16 protein-coding genes are annotated in these 15,471 nt (G+C 59.9%); 6 read left to right on the top strand and 10 right to left on the bottom strand.

The features are described from left to right. Positions 1-13 precede the first annotated feature (13 nt). From coxB to ACRWA7_RS17645, 3 genes are all read right to left on the bottom strand, one after another. The gene (gene coxB / locus ACRWA7_RS17655) at positions 14-1,633 is read right to left on the bottom strand and encodes a cytochrome c oxidase subunit II (protein WP_438395210.1); all 1,620 of its coding nucleotides are present in this window, start codon (positions 1,631-1,633) and stop codon (positions 14-16) included. A 102-nt stretch (positions 1,634-1,735) separates the two neighbouring features. Then, entirely contained in the window at positions 1,736-2,212 is a 477-nt protein-coding gene (locus ACRWA7_RS17650; protein WP_060817328.1) for a DUF2244 domain-containing protein, read from the bottom strand. 305 nt (positions 2,213-2,517) lie between these two features. After that, positions 2,518-3,489, bottom strand: a complete 972-nt coding sequence (locus ACRWA7_RS17645; RefSeq protein ID WP_438395208.1) for a methyltransferase domain-containing protein — start codon at positions 3,487-3,489, stop codon at positions 2,518-2,520. A gap of 232 nt (positions 3,490-3,721) precedes the next feature. Here ACRWA7_RS17645 and ACRWA7_RS17640 point away from each other — a divergent pair, with 232 nt between their 5' ends. Both ACRWA7_RS17640 and trmL read left to right on the top strand, forming a co-directional pair. Then, complete coding sequence (locus ACRWA7_RS17640; RefSeq protein WP_438396682.1) at positions 3,722-4,438, top strand: ComF family protein; 717 nt, start codon at positions 3,722-3,724, stop codon at positions 4,436-4,438. A gap of 18 nt (positions 4,439-4,456) precedes the next feature. Further along, entirely contained in the window at positions 4,457-4,927 is a 471-nt protein-coding gene (gene trmL, locus ACRWA7_RS17635; protein ID WP_060817330.1) for a tRNA (uridine(34)/cytosine(34)/5-carboxymethylaminomethyluridine(34)-2'-O)-methyltransferase TrmL, read from the top strand. A gap of 21 nt (positions 4,928-4,948) precedes the next feature. Here the strand turns inward: trmL and ACRWA7_RS17630 are convergent, their stop codons facing one another. From ACRWA7_RS17630 to ACRWA7_RS17615, 4 genes are all read right to left on the bottom strand, one after another. After that, positions 4,949-5,947, bottom strand: coding sequence for an NAD(P)H-dependent glycerol-3-phosphate dehydrogenase (locus ACRWA7_RS17630; protein WP_438395207.1), 999 nt, complete (start codon positions 5,945-5,947; stop codon positions 4,949-4,951). 22 nt (positions 5,948-5,969) lie between these two features. Then, positions 5,970-6,443 (bottom strand): protein-export chaperone SecB, encoded by a 474-nt coding sequence (gene secB, locus ACRWA7_RS17625; RefSeq protein WP_056358077.1) that lies wholly within the window; start codon positions 6,441-6,443, stop codon positions 5,970-5,972. Between the two features lie 90 nt (positions 6,444-6,533). After that, on the bottom strand, positions 6,534-6,794 hold the full coding sequence (gene grxC, locus ACRWA7_RS17620; protein ID WP_056358080.1) for a glutaredoxin 3: 261 nt from the start codon (positions 6,792-6,794) through the stop codon (positions 6,534-6,536). Beyond that, on the bottom strand, positions 6,791-7,216 hold the full coding sequence (locus ACRWA7_RS17615) for a rhodanese-like domain-containing protein (RefSeq protein WP_438395206.1): 426 nt from the start codon (positions 7,214-7,216) through the stop codon (positions 6,791-6,793). Before ACRWA7_RS17615 ends, grxC begins: the two co-directional genes overlap by 4 nt. A 201-nt stretch (positions 7,217-7,417) precedes the next feature. On the opposite strand from ACRWA7_RS17615, the gene gpmA reads away from it, so the two are divergent. The 4 genes from gpmA to ACRWA7_RS17595 all read left to right on the top strand — a co-directional run bounded on the left by gpmA (position 7,418) and on the right by ACRWA7_RS17595 (position 12,414). Beyond that, complete coding sequence (gene gpmA, locus ACRWA7_RS17610; RefSeq protein WP_438395205.1) at positions 7,418-8,164, top strand: 2,3-diphosphoglycerate-dependent phosphoglycerate mutase; 747 nt, start codon at positions 7,418-7,420, stop codon at positions 8,162-8,164. 438 nt (positions 8,165-8,602) lie between these two features. Beyond that, on the top strand, positions 8,603-10,180 hold the full coding sequence (locus ACRWA7_RS17605) for a S41 family peptidase (RefSeq protein WP_060817334.1): 1,578 nt from the start codon (positions 8,603-8,605) through the stop codon (positions 10,178-10,180). A 133-nt stretch (positions 10,181-10,313) separates the two neighbouring features. Next, positions 10,314-11,072, top strand: coding sequence for a HesA/MoeB/ThiF family protein (locus ACRWA7_RS17600; RefSeq protein ID WP_438395204.1), 759 nt, complete (start codon positions 10,314-10,316; stop codon positions 11,070-11,072). A 115-nt stretch (positions 11,073-11,187) separates the two neighbouring features. Beyond that, the gene (locus ACRWA7_RS17595) at positions 11,188-12,414 is read left to right on the top strand and encodes an autotransporter strand-loop-strand O-heptosyltransferase (RefSeq protein WP_438395203.1); all 1,227 of its coding nucleotides are present in this window, start codon (positions 11,188-11,190) and stop codon (positions 12,412-12,414) included. On the opposite strand, the gene ptsP is transcribed toward ACRWA7_RS17595, so the two are convergent. From ptsP to ACRWA7_RS17580, 3 genes are all read right to left on the bottom strand, one after another. Further along, on the bottom strand, positions 12,402-14,162 hold the full coding sequence (gene ptsP, locus ACRWA7_RS17590) for a phosphoenolpyruvate--protein phosphotransferase (protein WP_208603240.1): 1,761 nt from the start codon (positions 14,160-14,162) through the stop codon (positions 12,402-12,404). The two genes, ACRWA7_RS17595 and ptsP, sit on opposite strands and share 13 nt — an antisense overlap. Positions 14,163-14,371: 209 nt before the next feature. After that, a complete protein-coding gene (locus ACRWA7_RS17585) occupies positions 14,372-14,641 on the bottom strand; it encodes an HPr family phosphocarrier protein (protein ID WP_060817338.1) in 270 nt (89 codons plus the stop codon). A 52-nt stretch (positions 14,642-14,693) separates the two neighbouring features. Then, positions 14,694-15,182, bottom strand: a complete 489-nt coding sequence (locus ACRWA7_RS17580; protein ID WP_060817339.1) for a PTS sugar transporter subunit IIA — start codon at positions 15,180-15,182, stop codon at positions 14,694-14,696. Between the last annotated feature and the right edge of the window lie 289 nt (positions 15,183-15,471).

The raw sequence follows: 15,471 nt of genomic DNA, 5'->3' as shown, positions 1-15,471 counted from the left end.
TCGGGTACGTACGTCAAGCAGCCGGACTGATCTCCACACGCCGTGCTTCTCTCGCGTCAGCACCGCCCGTGATCGTTTCCGGCTTCTTCAAAATGATGCGGTCTTCCGCAATGCCCGCGGCCTTCAACGCGTCGCGAACGGCCTGCGCGCGCGTCTTCGCCAGATCGGCGTTGGTCGCGGCAGAGCCGGTTGCGTCGGTGAAACCCGACAAATTGAACTTCGCGTCCGGATGCGCCTTCGCGTAATCAGCGGCGGCCTGGACCGCCGCAGACGCGTCCGCGGGTAAGGCGCTCTTGCCCGTTTCGAAGTAGATGCTGGCGGGAAGGCCGGCCGATTGAGCAGCGCTGTCCGATGCCGGCGCGGACGCAGCCGGCGCCGCGCTTGCAGCCGCATCCGAGCCCGCCGCCGGCGCTGCTGCACCCGCTGCCGCCAGATGGTCACCGCCCTCCGGCATCTTGCCATTGCGTGCGTCGGCTACTTGCTTCGGTTGAAGAATGTCGCCCGTGTGATTGCCCCACGTATTGCGTTCGTACGTGATGACTGAAGCGATCTCAACGTCGTTGAGCGTTGCGCCCCAGTTCGGCATTGCGCCCTTGCCTTTCAGCACAATGCTCACATGCTCGGCGATAGGACCGTTGGCGATCTTGCTGCCGTCGAGCGCCGGGAACTGACCCGCGCCCTTGCCCGTCGGCTGATGGCAGACCGCGCAATTCGACGTGTAGACCTTTTCACCGCGCGCCTTCAGCTCGTCCATGGTGTAGGTCTTGTTCGGATCGTCGGCGCTCGCAGCCATTTTCTTCTTCTGGCCATCGACCCATTTCGTGTAGTCGTCGGCGGACAGCACTTCCACCACGACCGGCATGTAGGCGTGTTCCTTGCCGCACAACTCGGTACAGAAGCCCCGGAACGTGCCGATTTTTTCCGCCTTGAACCACGTGTCGCGCACGAAGCCCGGAATCGCGTCCTGCTTCACGCCGAACGCCGGGACGTACCACGAGTGGACCACGTCGTTAGCGGTGGTGATGATGCGGATTTTCTTGTCGACAGGAACCACGAGCGGGTTGTCGACTTCCTGCAGATACAGCTCGCCGATTGGCTCCTGGCCGTTCGTCTGGCTACGCGGCGTGGTGAGCGTGGAGAGGAAATTGATGCCTTCGCCCGGTCCCTTCACGTAGTCGTAGCCCCACTTCCACTGATAACCGGTCACTTTCACGGTCAGGTCGGCATTGGTGGTGTCTTTCATGGCGACCACGGCTTTGGTAGCCGGCAACGCCATCAGCACGACGATCACGAACGGGACGATGGTCCAGATGATTTCGACGGTGGTGCTTTCGTGGAAATTGGACGCCTTGTGGCCCTTCGACTTGCGGTGCATCAGGACCGAATAGAACATCACGCCGAACACGCCGATAAAAATCACCGTGCAGATGATCAGCATGAACGTATGGAGGCCGTAGAGCTCCTCGGCGATCTTCGTCACGGGCGTCTGGAAGTTGAGTTCGTTCACTCCAGGACCGCCGGGAACGTCACTGACCGCCAGGGCTGCGCCGGCGAACAGGAGTCCGCTTAACGCCAGCACGCCCGAGAGGGCTCGCTTGATTGTTTTCATAGCTTCCTTACCCAAAATTTCCATTCAGACCTCGACCCCCGTTTGCATCTGTCCGACTCATGCATCGCCTCCCCCCGGAAACGATTTACCCGGTGACGCGTGTTGATGCGCGTGCCGCGGTGCCGATCAATTGCAGCGCATCAGCCAGGCGCGCAACTCTACGGCAAACTGCCTGCGCCGATGCTGCGCCAGATGAATTCCGACCGGCACCGACTGGCCCCGCGACACGAGCTTGACCGGATCCCTCGGCCTGGCGCCCGGTTCAACCCGGACCCAGCGCGGATTGAACTCCACCTGCGTCAGCGTTTCCGCGTCCATGCGTTCAATCAGGAGCCGGTCGTGAAACAGCAGGATGCGCTCGTAATCGACAGCATGCCGCGCGTAGATGACGAACGCGATCCCGACCGCCAGCAACTCGATACCCGTAAAAGGCAGCACCAGCCAAGCGCCTGCCCAAACCAGCAAACTGGCGATCAACAACGAAAACAGCGCCAGCGAGATATAAAACGCGATGAATTGCCGTGGCGAAACCGAACAGTTCCGCTTGAACAACCAGTCCTTCATGACTGGCTCGGTGTCCATCAGCAGATCGGTTGCTTGCATCGCCGTCTCCCGCTTCAGAATTGCTTCACTCGCACTACATCAAGCAAGAAAGTCGTATTCGGTCGTTGCTCGTCTACCGCTAGGAATCTGACCAAAATCATGCCAGCCCGGCGACAAACTGACGCATTATAGGCGCGTTGCCCAGCATCCACAAGCAAGGTGGTGCATGCCGCAAAGCCAAGCCGCACAAGCTTCTGCGCCCTTTTGCCGCATCCTTTTGGACACTCGCCGACGCGTGCATCCGAGGGGTGGCAAAGGTCGTTTCAGGTTCGTTATGGCTTTACATATGCCGCAAATCCGCTCGTTCACTTGCTCCGTTTTGGGCCGCGTCCTATATCTTCCAGCCTCACGATTCCGTGTCCTTCCGCCGTCATTCGGGGCACGGCCTTCCATGCATGGCCATAAATCACTTCGAAGGTCAGCGGGATCGTGCCGTCTTCGCGCCGGCGTGTTTCCAGCGATGCGTGAAGTGCGTCACGCAATGCGCGCGCATGATGTTGCGCGCCCATGTCCAGCGGGAAAGCGCCCCAGCCGCGCACATCTCTCAGCAGCGATTCAGGCGACTTGTACGTGATCGTCAGCACTTCCTGATCCATTACTGGAATTTCAAAACCGCTCTCGACAAGCATGTCGCCGAGGTCATGCATATCGACAAATTCGATGGTGTGCCGCCGCGGCGTCAATTCCAGTGACTTTTCCGCCTGCGCATAGGCGCCGCTGAGTTCCTTCAACGTATCGGGACCGAGCGTGCTGAACATCAGCAGGCCGTTCGCCTTGAGCACGCGCGCCCATTCGGGAAACACGAGGTCCGGCCGCGCGTGCCATTGCAGCGCAAGATTCGACCAGAGCATCTCGAAGGCGCCGCCAGAGAATGGGAGCCCGGCGAAATCGCCTTGAGCCAGTTGCGGTCCGCGCGCGCCGAACGCCTTGCCTAGCGTGGCGGGCAGAAACCTGCGCCAGCCCGCATTGGCTTCCGATTCGGCCATTTCGGCCTGATTCGCGCGCGCCAGCATTGCCGCCGATAAATCCAGCCCCAGCACTGAAGCTTCCGCAAAACGCTCGCGCAATGCAGGCAGATCAGCGCCCACGCCGCAGCCCGCGTCCAGCACGCGCATGGGGGCGACCTTGATGTACTCGAGCCGCTCACGCATACGCACCGCGATTTCGCGGGGCAGGAATGCGACGTCGTCAAAACGCGCGGCACGGCGATCGAAAATCCGCCGGATACGGCGCGAATCGTAGGCCGGACGGCCAGCGTTAGCGGAAGTTGGGGACATGACAGCCTGCTTTCTAAGAGTGCGAAGTATACTCGGTCGATTGTTGAAACGTTCAGCAAAACCAGACGGCATAACGGTTCGGCGGCGTTATAGCCAGTATTTCGGGTTGTTTGCGCGTCTTTAGACCGGGCTTATGAATCGACAATTTTTCGTGACATTGCGCGGTTTGCGCCCAGGTTCAAATCCGGGTTTAAGCTTGTTACGCAAGGCTTCTGTTCGTGCTGGAGACTGGCTGGCCAGCGCGCGCGACATCGCGTTGCCGAGTCAGTGCGCATTGTGTGGCAATTTGTCGCATCGAGTGTTGTGCGTCGGCTGCGATGAACAGTATTGGAACCAGACGCGCACGCGCTGCCCTGTTTGTGCGTTGCCCATGCCGGTGTTTACCGGACCGGGCAAGAATCGCCCGGGCGCTCGACCGCGTTGCAGGCTTTGCATTGCCGAGCTGCCGCATTTCGATGCAACCATTGCGCTGGCCGACTACCGCGCGCCGCTTGACACGCTCGCGCTCGAATTGAAGTTTCACGCGCGTCTCGCGGGCGCCGGCGAATTTGCGCGCCAGTTGCACGCCGTGTTCGAAGATGCCAACGTTCCGGCGCCGGACATCGTCGCGCCGGTGCCTTTGTCGCGCAAGCGGCTCAGAACACGCGGCTACAACCAGGCGTGGTCGATTGGCAAGCCTCTCGCCCGCCGGCTTGGCGCGCTGGCAGACGCAACACTGATCGAGCGTATCCGGGACACGGCGCCGCAAGCGAAGCTCGATCTCGATACACGCCGGCACAATGTCGGCGACGCGTTTAAAGTGCTGCGCGATGTTCGCGGCAAACACATCGGTGTGGTCGATGACGTCATGACGTCCGGCGCCACACTCGACGCGTTGGCGCGCACGCTGAAAAGCGTCGGCGCGGTACGCGTCACCAATTTCGTGGCCCTGCGCACGCCGCAAGACTAATTTTCTGAGTTATCGCTTATGTTCAACGTTGTTCTGGTCGAACCTGAAATCCCGCCGAATACCGGCAACGTCATCCGGCTGTGCGCCAATACGGGCGCGCGCCTTCACTTGATCGAGCCACTCGGTTTTCCACTCGATGACGCCAAGATGCGCCGCGCCGGACTCGACTATCACGAGTACGCGCAAATGCACGTCCACGCAAACTGGGACGCTTTTATCGGAAAAGAAACGCCGGACGTAAGCCGCATGTTCGCGTTCACCACGCGCGGCTCAACGCCGTTCTTCGGACATTCGTTTCAGGAAGGCGACTGGTTTGTGTTCGGCGCGGAAACACGCGGTTTGTCGGATACCGTGCTCGGGCAGTTCACGAACGAGCGCCGCGTCAGATTGCCGATGCGCCCGGGAAACAGGAGTTTGAATTTATCGAATACGGTCGCGATCGTGACGTTCGAGGCGTGGCGGCAGACTGGTTTCGACGGCGGCGAATGAGGCGCTGCGCGTTATCGATTTTTACTCGGCCTTCGCGTCACGGCTCAGCAGGGCGTGAACGGCGTCGCGCGGCGCGATGTTATCGAACAAGACGCGACACACCGCCTGGGTGATCGGCATGTCGATGCCATGAGATTCAGCCAGCGCCAACACCGCCTTGGCGCACCGCACACCTTCGGCGACATGGCCCAGCGCGGCAAGAATGTCGGTAAGAGAGCGGCCCGTTGCGAGTTGCATGCCGACCGTGCGGTTACGCGATAAATCCCCGGTCGCCGTCAATATCAGGTCGCCGAGCCCGGTCAGGCCGTGGAACGTCTCCGCGCGTCCGCCAAGCGCCACGCCCAGCCGCGACATCTCGGCCAACCCGCGAGTAATCAGCGCGGCGCGTGCGTTCAGACCAAGACCAAGACCATCCGCGATACCCGTGGCGATAGCCAGTACGTTCTTCACCGCGCCGCCTACTTCGACGCCGATCACGTCGTCGCCGGTGTAGATTCGCATTGCGCCATGGTGAAAGGCCGCGACCGTTCGCTCGCCCAATATTGCCGACGCGCTCGCAACCGTCAGCGCCACCGGCAACCCTTGGCCGACTTCACGGGCAAAGCTCGGCCCGGAAAGTGTCCCATTGCTCGTGTGCTGAGGCAATTCTGCCGCGACGACCTCGTTCGGAAGGCATTGGGTATCGGCTTCAAACCCTTTGCACAACCAGACGATATGCGCCGGGACAATGCCCGACTCGCGCATTGTCCTGCATAACGCGCGTAGTCCCGCAACGGGCGCGGCCACCACGCACAATGCAGCGTCCGCCACGCCGTGACGTAATGCAGATGAAAGATCAGGCTCATACTTGAGCGATGCGGGCAACTTCACACCGCGCAGATAACGCTCGTTTTCATGCGATACGGACAGGGATTCGACAAGCGCGCGATCGCGCGCCCAGAGGACCGTGTCGTGGCGAGTGGCCAGATGGCCAGCCAGCGCGGTGCCCCACGCACCGGCGCCGAGAACGGCTACTTGCATGCCCGGCTCCTGAATAGCGGTTTTAGTTCAGCGTCGCGCCGTTGGCCACGCCTTCCTGGGCAGCCGACAACTGCGAAATACGTTGTTCGTACAGCGCCTGGAAGTTGATTTCCGCGAGGTGGATCGGCGGGAAACCGGCGCGCGTGATGGCGTCGGCAATGTTCGAGCGCAAGTACGGAAACAGGATGGTCGGACACGCAATGCCGACCAGCGGGTCGATCTGGTCAGCCGGAATGTTGCGGATATCGAAAATACCGGCTTGCTTGGCTTCGATCAGGAACGCAACCTTGTCCGAAACCTTGGCCGTCACCGTGCCCGTCACCAGCACTTCGAAGACGCTTTCCGCGAGACGTTCAGCCTTCACGTCCACTTCCACTTCCACCGACGGCATGTCCTGTTCAAGGAAAATCCCCGGCGAATTGGGCTGTTCGAGCGACATGTCCTTCAAGTAGATGCGCTGGATGTTGAAGAATGGCTGGTTGTTGTCGTCAGACATGGTGGTTCCCTTGATTATTTAAAGTGCAGTCCGGGCTTTGCCGGTTTTTCCGGTTCAACGCCGCGGACCGCTTGGCTGCGTGCTACGCGTTCAGGCCGCCTCGAGCAGCGGCATCAGGCCACCCTTGCGATCGAGTGCGGACAGATCATCGTAACCGCCTACGTGCGTCTCGCCGATAAACACTTGCGGCACCGTACGGCGGCCCGTACGTGTCATCATTTCTTCACGTTTTGCCGGATCACGGTCGATCAGCACCTTCTCAACGTTTTCGACGCCGCGCGACTTTAGTAGACGTTCGGCCATCTGGCAATACGGGCACACTTGCGTGCTGTACATGATTACCTTGTTCACTTTACGGCTCCTTGTTTCACGACCGGCATGCCGGCTTTTTGCCAGGCATCCAGCCCGCCCTGCAATACGTGGACCTCGGCGTAGCCTGCATCGCTCACAATCTGGCTCGCCTTCTGGGACTGTTGCCCGGTCTGGCACACGAGCAAGACCGGATTGCTCTTATTCTTCGCGATTTGGCCAACTTTTGCTTGAAGCTCGGCCAGACCAAAGTTTTTCGCGGCTGGAATGTGCCCTTGCGTGTATTCAGCCGCCGGCCGCAAGTCGATGACGGAGGCGTTGCGCCGGTTGATCAGCAAAACCGCATCGGCCGGCGAAACCGCGCCGCGCCCGCGCCGCATGAGCGTTGGCCACAGCAGCAACCCACCAGAAATGAGGAGGACCGCGATAAGTACAAGGTTGGTGTAATCGGTGAAAAACTTCACGTCGGGACCGCCGGGTTGGGTGTGTGGAGAAAAGAAAAGCCAGAAAAAAATCGGGACAATCCAGCCATTATAAAATAACCGTTCTCCTCAATGGACTCAGCCGATCGGCCGAGTTGCGCCGGAACGCGTTGCCGCCCAGAATCGATGCCAGTTTTCCGCTTTCATACCGCTTCCCAACTAACCGACCTTTAAACGGACATCATGTACAAGCTAGTGCTCATCCGCCACGGCGAATCAACGTGGAACAAGGAAAACCGATTCACAGGCTGGGTCGACGTCGACCTGACGGAACAAGGCGTGCGCGAAGCGCAGCAAGCAGGCGTGCTGCTGAAAGAAGCGGGCTTCAGCTTCGATATTGCGTACACCTCGGTGCTTAAGCGCGCGATCCGCACGCTCTGGCACGTGCAGGATCAAATGGACGAAATGTATCTGCCCGTCGTGCATTCGTGGCGGCTGAACGAACGGCACTACGGTGCGCTCGCGGGTTTGAACAAGGCCGAGACGGCGAAAAAATATGGCGACGAGCAAGTGCTGGTCTGGCGCAGAAGCTACGACACGCCGCCGCCGGCGCTCGATCCGTCGGACGAACGCACGTCATTCAACGACCCGCGCTATGCCAAGGTGCCGCGTGAGGAGTTGCCACTGACCGAGTGCCTGAAAGACACGGTGGCGCGCGTACTGCCCATCTGGAACGAGTCGATTGCGCCCGCCGTCAAGTCGGGCAGGCGCGTGCTGATCGCGGCGCATGGCAACTCCATGCGGGCGTTGATCAAATATCTGGACGGAATCTCGGACGACGATATTGTCGGATTGAATATCCCGAATGGCGTGCCGCTCGTTTATGAGTTGGACGAAAACCTGAAGCCGATCAAGCACTATTATCTCGGCGACCCGGAAGCAATAGCGAAGGCGCAAGCGGCCGTTGCTAAACAGGGCAAGGCGGGATAAGCAAGCCTATCGCCTTGGCTCTTGCGCGGGATATTCAGGATGGGCGGAGAATATCCCGTTGCGGGTTCGCGCTGTCTGCAGACGGCGCGACCGCTGCACGCCAATCGGCCAGTATCTTGTTTCAGACGTGAGGTATTACATCGGGAGAACCGGCGATAAGCAGGGTCACTTTCGCCGCTGGGCGCGGTTTATATCAATGGCTATAAACTGCGATCAGGTCATTTTGCTGCTGTCACTGCATGAACCGGGCTGACAATTACCGGGCCCGGCATTTGCGCTGGAATTACCGTTTTTAAACCGTGGCATCGAAAAAAAACCTACCCCACTACGCCGGCTGGAGCCGTTTAAGCTGCGTTTAAGTCGTGGTCCGGGGCTTGCAGTTATACTGCCCAGTCAACCACGATGCAGCCTAATCCGCTTCCGACCGCAACAGACTCTATGCGAAAGAACCTGAAAAACATCGGCCTGATCGCCGCGGGCCTTGCTACCGGCGCATTTGCCACGCTGCAACTCTCCGCATCCGCCCAGCAAGCCGCCACCGCGCCTCTTCCGCTAGATCAATTGCGGTTGTTTGCCGAAGTCTTCGGGCAAATCAAGCATGAATATGTCGAACCGGTCGACGACAAAAAGCTTCTCACCGCCGCCATCAAGGGCATGGTGTCAAGCCTCGATCCGCACTCGTCCTATCTCGACAAAACCGATTACGAAGAACTGCAGGAGCAGACCAAAGGTCGCTTCGCCGGGCTTGGTATCGAGATATCGTCGGAAGATGGGCTGATCAAAGTCATTTCCCCTATTGAAGATACGCCGGCGTTTCGCGCGGGCATTCGTCCGGGCGACCTGATCACGCGTATCAATGACAAGCCGGTGCGCGGCATGACGCTCGACAACGCCGTGAAGCAGATGCGCGGTGACCCGGGCACCAAAGTCACGCTGACCATCTTCCGCAAAACCGACGACCGGACGTTCCCGATCACGGTTACGCGGGCGCTCATTCGCGTGCAGAGCGTGAAGATGAAGATTCCCGCGCCGGGTTACGGCTACATCCGCATCACGAGCTTCCAGGAGCGCACGGTGCCGGATCTTGCCGCGAAGCTGCAGGATCTCGCGCGCCAGCAACCGGACCTGAAAGGTCTCGTGCTCGACCTGCGCAACAATGGCGGCGGGTTGTTGCAGAGCGCTGTCGGCGTAGCCGGCGCGTTCCTGCCGGACAATGCTGTCGTGGTGTCGACCAATGGACAAATTGCGGACGCAAAGCAGACTTTCCGCGATACCTACGACAACTATCGTCTCCCGTCATTCGACACCGATCCGCTGAAAAACCTGCCGGATGTCTTCAAGAAAGTGCCAATGGTCGTGCTGACCAATGCGTATTCGGCATCGGCGTCGGAGATCGTGGCGGGTGCGCTGCAGGATCACCATCGCGCGTTGATTGTTGGCAAGACCACGTTTGGCAAGGGCTCCGTGCAAACTGTCCGGCCAATGACCGCCGACACCGCATTGCGCCTGACGACCGCCTATTACTACACGCCGAGCGGCAAGTCGATTCAGAACAAGGGCATTCGTCCTGACGTTCCAGTCGATCAATACGCGGAAGGCGATCCCGATGACGCGCTCGTGACCCGCGAAGTGGATTACTCGAACCACCTCGCCAACACGCAGGATCCGAACGAGAAGAAGGAACAGGAAGCCCGCGAAGCAGACCGGCTCGAGCAATTGCGCATTCTTGAAGAACAGAACGACAAGAAGACGCCTGAGCAACGCCGCAAGGATCGCGAGAGAAAGCCTGTCGAGTTTGGCAGCGCGGACGACTTCATGTTGAGCCAGGGTTTGAACAAGCTGGAAGGCAAGCCGGTTCAGGAATCGAAGTCGTATTCCGAGCGCAAGCTTGCGCAGGACAAGCCGGCGCCGTCGGCATCGGCTCCGATTGTTGTGAAGCCTGCCTTGCCGGCTACGCCAGGGTCGGACGCAGCAGCGCCCGCTTCGGCGCCGGTTCCGGCATCCGCCACGCAATAAGGTCGTTTTGGCCTGGAGTAAACGCCGCCCCATGTGGGCGGCGTTTTCGTTTCTGCCTCACCCTCGAACGCCACTCCTGACTTTTCCGTCTCGCGCTTAAAATGGCGTTTTCCGGTCATGCCATGAGCGCCCGATGAACGACGACCAGCTTCTCCGCTACTCCCGCCATATTCTCGTCGATGAAATCGGCATCGAAGCGCAGCAACGCTTTCTGGATGCGCACGTGATGATCATTGGCGCGGGCGGCCTCGGTGCTCCAGCGGCGATGTATCTGGCGGCGGCGGGTATCGGTGAAATCACGCTGGTGGACGGCGATTCAGTCGATCTCACCAATCTTCAGCGTCAGATCGTCCACTCCACGGCGTCTTTAGGTGAACCCAAGGTGGAGTCGGCCCGCAACACGCTTGCCGCGCTCAATCCGGACGTGAAGGTGAACATGATTGCCATGCGTGCCGATCCGCAATGGCTAACCGATCACGTCCCGAGCGCCACGGTCGTGCTCGATTGCACCGATAACTTCGTCACCCGCCACGCCGTCAACGCAGCCTGCTTCGCGCACGGCGTACCGCTCGTCTCGGGCGCGGCGCTGCGCTTCGATGGCCAGATCAGCACCTTCGACTTCCGCTCGGCCGAGTCGCCCTGCTACGCCTGCGTGTTCCCGCCCGACGAAGCGTTCGAGGAAGTCGCATGTTCCACCATGGGCGTCTTCTCGCCGACGGTCGGCATTATCGGAACGATGCAGGCGGCCGAGGCGCTACGCCTGATCGGCGGCTTCGGGACAACGCTGCAAGGACGCCTGATGATGCTCGACTCGCTCTGCATGGAGTGGAACACCATGCGCATTGCGCGGCAGCCGGACTGTCCGGTATGTGGATCGCACGCGGCGAAATAGCGTCTTTCGCTTAACGCTCGCGCATCGCGTCTCAAATTTAAGACTTCTCCAATTTTGCCGATGGTTCGGCCGCCTTATCGTGGGCGCTGAACTTTACAAGCAACTGGAGCAACACGTGAGCGAGACAGCAAACCAAAGCAAACAACGCGGCCGCAACGAAACCGAATTTGCTCGTCCGGGCGCGCTCGCGTTCAGGGGATCTGAAGGAATCCAATTCGACTTCAACTATGGATGTCGCGTGCAAGTGCCGGTGGATGGCTGGCGCGTCCGCATGACCGACCTGGACACGTTCAATGTCCTGCTGGACGAAGCCGTGGAAGCCAACACAGTTGTGACCAGCCGGCGCAAATACTTCGTGCGTTTCCTGCTCGAGGTTTTCGATGGCGCGCGCCTTGTTTTCTCTCACGCGTTCAATGCCGCAGGCAAGAAGGTGGCGTTGCGCATGGCGCCGCTTGCGCTCGGCGATTCGCTCGCGTGGCTGCCGGTCATCGACGCATTTCGCGAGCAGCACGGTTGCGAACTCCACATGCCGCTGCCGGCGCATCTGCAGCCGCTTTTCAGCGAAGGTTATCCGCGTCTTCATATTGAAACCGACGATGAACTCAACGAGCAGGCAGATACGTTCTACGCGACGTATTACATCGGTCTGCTGAAGCCGTTTTCCGAGCGCGATCATCAGCCTACGGATCCGCGCGTGAGCAACATGCAGGACATGATTGCGTATCTTCTCGGCGTGCCTTGCGAGGAGCGCCGCCCGAACGTGGTCATCGCCGATAAAACCCGAAAAATCGCCGGGCGCTATGTTTGCATCGCGACGCAGTCGACCGCGCAATGCAAGTACTGGAACAACCCGCGCGGGTGGCCCACGTTGATCGAACATTTGAAGAAGCTTGGCTACCGCGTGCTGTGCATCGACCGGGAAAAGTCGTACGGCAACGCCGAATACATGAACACGATGCCCGAAGGCGCCGAGGATTTCACCGGCAGCCGACCCTTGCAGGAGCGCTTGGGCCTCCTGCATCATGCGGATTTTTTTATCGGACTGGGAAGCGGCCTGTCGTGGCTCGCGTGGGCCGCGGGCACGCCCGTGGTGATGATCAGCGGGTTCTCGCATCCATCCACGGAATTCCGCACGCCGTATCGCGTGATCAACTTTCATGGCTGCAACAGCTGCTTCAACGACACCACCGCCGAATTCGAATCATCGAACTTCGCGTGGTGTCCGCGCCGCTCGGACCCGGCGCAACGGTTCCAGTGCACGTCGATCATCACGCCGGAGTTTGTCATGCGAGTCGTCGATAAACTCATCGCCGATCGCAAGCTAGGCGCTCAGGCCTTCTGAAGCAGCGCCAACGCAGCAAGCAGTTCCGCGGGTTCATACGCTGCGAGCACGTCGGCAACGGGCTTTTGCAGCGCCTTCAAATCCGCGCGCAGGATTTCCTGCTTCACGACCAGCAACTGGCTCGGGTGCATCGAAAACTCGGTCAGTCCCATGCCCAGCAGCAGGCGCGTCACGCTTGGATCACCCGCCATTTCGCCGCATACCGAGACCGGAACGCCCGCAGCCTTTGCCTCACGCAGCGTGAATGCAATCAGGTGCAGGACGGCCGGGTGCAGCGGGTCGTAAAGATGTGCGACGGCGTTATCCGCGCGGTCGATGGCAAGCGTGTACTGGATCAGATCGTTCGTTCCGATCGACAGAAAATCCAGCCGTTTCAGGAACAGGCGAACGGCAATCGCGGCGGCGGGGATCTCGATCATGGCGCCGACCTGCACGTTACGGTCGTAGCCAATGCCCGCGTCGTCAAGCTGGCGCTTCGCCTCGTGAATCAGGTCCAGCGTTTGATCGATCTCCTGCGCGTGCGCGAGCATGGGAATCAGGATCTTCGCCCTTCCAAACGCCGACGCGCGCAGGATTGCCCGCAATTGCGTCATGAACATCTGCGGCTCGGACAGGCTCCAGCGGATCGCGCGCAAGCCGAGCGCCGGGTTTTGCGCGGTCTCGTAGCCGTCGCCGCCGCCCATCGACTCAAGCGGCTTGTCGGCGCCCACATCGATTGTCCGGATGGTCACGGGCCGGCCGTTCATCAATTCGATGGCCCGCTTGTACGCCTCGAATTGCTCTTCTTCCTCCGGCAACTCGTCCTTGTGATTCATGAACAGGAACTCGCTGCGGAACAAGCCGACGCCCATTGCGCCTGCATCGAGCGCGGTCTTTGCGTCGTCGGGCAATTCGATGTTCGCGCACAAGTCGATCTTCGTGCCGTCGAGCGTTTGCGTAGGCGAGAACTTCAGGCGCTGCAACTTGCGTTGCTCGAGCACCTTCTCGCTCTGCCTGTACGAATACTCTTCCAGCACGATCGGCGCGGGATCGACGATCACAATGCCGTGATCGCCATCCACGATGATCAGGTCGTTCTGCCGGATCAACGCGCTCGCCTGCTGCACGCCAACCGATGCCGGAATGCCAAGGCTGCGCGCAACGATCGCCGTGTGCGACGTACGTCCTCCGAGATCCGTGACGAACCCCTTGAACGCCTGGGTCTTGAACTGCAGCATGTCGGCCGGCGCAATGTCGTGCGCGACCACGATCATATCGTTGTGACCATTGGTCGCAGCGCCGTCGACCACGAGCGCGGCTGTTGACGGCGCGCCGGCCAGCGCCTTGAGCACGCGCTCGACAACCTGCTGGATATCGGCTTTGCGTTCGCGCAGATATTCGTCTTCAATATCGTCGAAATGGCGGCTCAGGATTTCAAGCTGTTCGGTAAGCGCCCACTCCACGTTATAGCGGCGCGTTCTCACCAGATCGATGGTTTCATGAACGAGCATGGCGTCGTTCAGGATCATGGAATGGACGTTGATGAACGCGCCCATTTCGCTGGGCGCGTCGGCGGCAAGGTCTTCGCGCAGCGCGTCAAGCTCGGCGTGGACTTGTGCCTGAGCCGCGTGAAAGCGTTCAATTTCACCATCGATAGCATCCGGCTCAACCAGATAATGATCGACGTCGAGCGCGGCGGCCGCGATCAGATAAGCACGGCCAATGGCAATGCCGCGGGAGACTGGAATTCCATGCAGCGTGAACGACACGCGCACCTCTCTGGTTATGGTTGATCGCTGTTCTGTCGCGTCTGTCTCGGCCGGCAATGCCCGGCGATGCGATTGCGTGCCTCATTATAAATTCGAACGCGATCCGTCACCGTTTGCACTGCAGCAAGTTTTATCGATGAATAACACGGCCACATAAAAAAAGCCGCGTAGAACGCGGCTCTTTCTTCGTGACTCGTGCGACGACCGTGTCATTGTCCTTCGCCAAATTTATCGGCAATCAGCGCGAGAACGGCCTTCATTGCCTCGGCCTCGTCAGCGCCTTCAGTTTCGATAGTTACCGTACTGCCAATGCCCGCCGCCAGCATCATCACACCCATGATGCTTTTTGCGTTGATCCGGCGGCCATTGCGGCTCATCCATATCTCACATTGAAAACTCCCTGCCAGTTGCGTGAGCTTGGCAGAAGCACGCGCGTGCAGCCCCAGCTTGTTCACAATCGTTGTTTCTTGTTGCAGCATGATGCTCCGGCGCTAGATAAAGGGGCTGACTCGTGCAGGTGCTTTAATAAGATTAGTGACTGACTGCCTTTTCAGGTTCGCTGGCTATTGCCGCCGTTTTCACCGCGCAACTCGCCGCTGCGGCGGCGCTGGCCATAGCGCACGGATTGGCGGGTGTTGAAGCATCCAGTTCCTGAATGCCCTTCGAGCCGCCCTGCAGCGACTTCTCAGTCAGCGTTTCCAGCGGCGTGGTGCGGTAGCAGACAGCGCGCACCAGCATGGGAAGATTGACGCCGGCGAGCACGCGAACGCTGTCGCTTGCCAGGCTCTGCGCAATATTCGCGGGCGTTGCACCGAAAACATCGGTGAGAACCACGGCGCCGTTCTCTTCCTTCAGACGGTCGATCTCGGAGCGCGCGAAGGCGCGGACCTCGACCGGATCGCAGTCCGGCATCACATCGATCACGCCGATGCGCGCGGGCAAACCGCCGTAAATGTGGGAGATACACTCACGCAGCGCCGAAGCGAAAGGTGCGTGAGCAATGATCAGAATGCCAGCCATATCAGAGTGTGCTGCCCCAAAACGACGAGATACGTCGGAAACCGTGGGAACCTGCTGTTTTATGCGCGCATTTACAACGCGAACGCAACATCGATCCGGATGCGAAAGCGCCGAATCAGCCGCCTACTGCAAGCTTAGTCGGATTTCGCACGCCTTGCGCAGCGCAATATGAAATGCGTTGCGGCAAGTTCTCACTTTCTGTTTCGGGGCCGGATCGCACCGCGAAACGAATCTCATGAGTGGCAGATTGTAGCAGTCCGGGCGGAATCAACAGCCGGAGCACCGTCCT

This window comes from Caballeronia sp. DA-9, assembly GCF_051615025.1.
GTDB lineage: Bacteria > Pseudomonadota > Gammaproteobacteria > Burkholderiales > Burkholderiaceae > Caballeronia > Caballeronia sordidicola.
This window is presented reverse-complemented; position numbering and strand designations above follow the sequence as displayed.

Bases quoted from the DNA above. Each gene is read 5' to 3' on its own strand.
- coxB (WP_438395210.1), bottom strand. From the start codon at position 1,633: ATGGAAATTTTGGGTAAGGAAGCTATGAAAACAATCAAGCGAGCCCTC.
- ACRWA7_RS17650 (WP_060817328.1), bottom strand. From the start codon at position 2,212: ATGCAAGCAACCGATCTGCTGATGGACACCGAGCCAGTCATGAAGGAC.
- ACRWA7_RS17645 (WP_438395208.1), bottom strand. From the start codon at position 3,489: ATGTCCCCAACTTCCGCTAACGCTGGCCGTCCGGCCTACGATTCGCGC.
- trmL (WP_060817330.1), top strand. From the start codon at position 4,457: ATGTTCAACGTTGTTCTGGTCGAACCTGAAATCCCGCCGAATACCGGC.
- ACRWA7_RS17630 (WP_438395207.1), bottom strand. From the start codon at position 5,947: ATGCAAGTAGCCGTTCTCGGCGCCGGTGCGTGGGGCACCGCGCTGGCT.
- secB (WP_056358077.1), bottom strand. From the start codon at position 6,443: ATGTCTGACGACAACAACCAGCCATTCTTCAACATCCAGCGCATCTAC.
- gpmA (WP_438395205.1), top strand. From the start codon at position 7,418: ATGTACAAGCTAGTGCTCATCCGCCACGGCGAATCAACGTGGAACAAG.
- ACRWA7_RS17605 (WP_060817334.1), top strand. From the start codon at position 8,603: ATGCGAAAGAACCTGAAAAACATCGGCCTGATCGCCGCGGGCCTTGCT.
- ACRWA7_RS17600 (WP_438395204.1), top strand. From the start codon at position 10,314: ATGAACGACGACCAGCTTCTCCGCTACTCCCGCCATATTCTCGTCGAT.
- ACRWA7_RS17585 (WP_060817338.1), bottom strand. From the start codon at position 14,641: ATGCTGCAACAAGAAACAACGATTGTGAACAAGCTGGGGCTGCACGCG.
- ACRWA7_RS17580 (WP_060817339.1), bottom strand. From the start codon at position 15,182: ATGGCTGGCATTCTGATCATTGCTCACGCACCTTTCGCTTCGGCGCTG.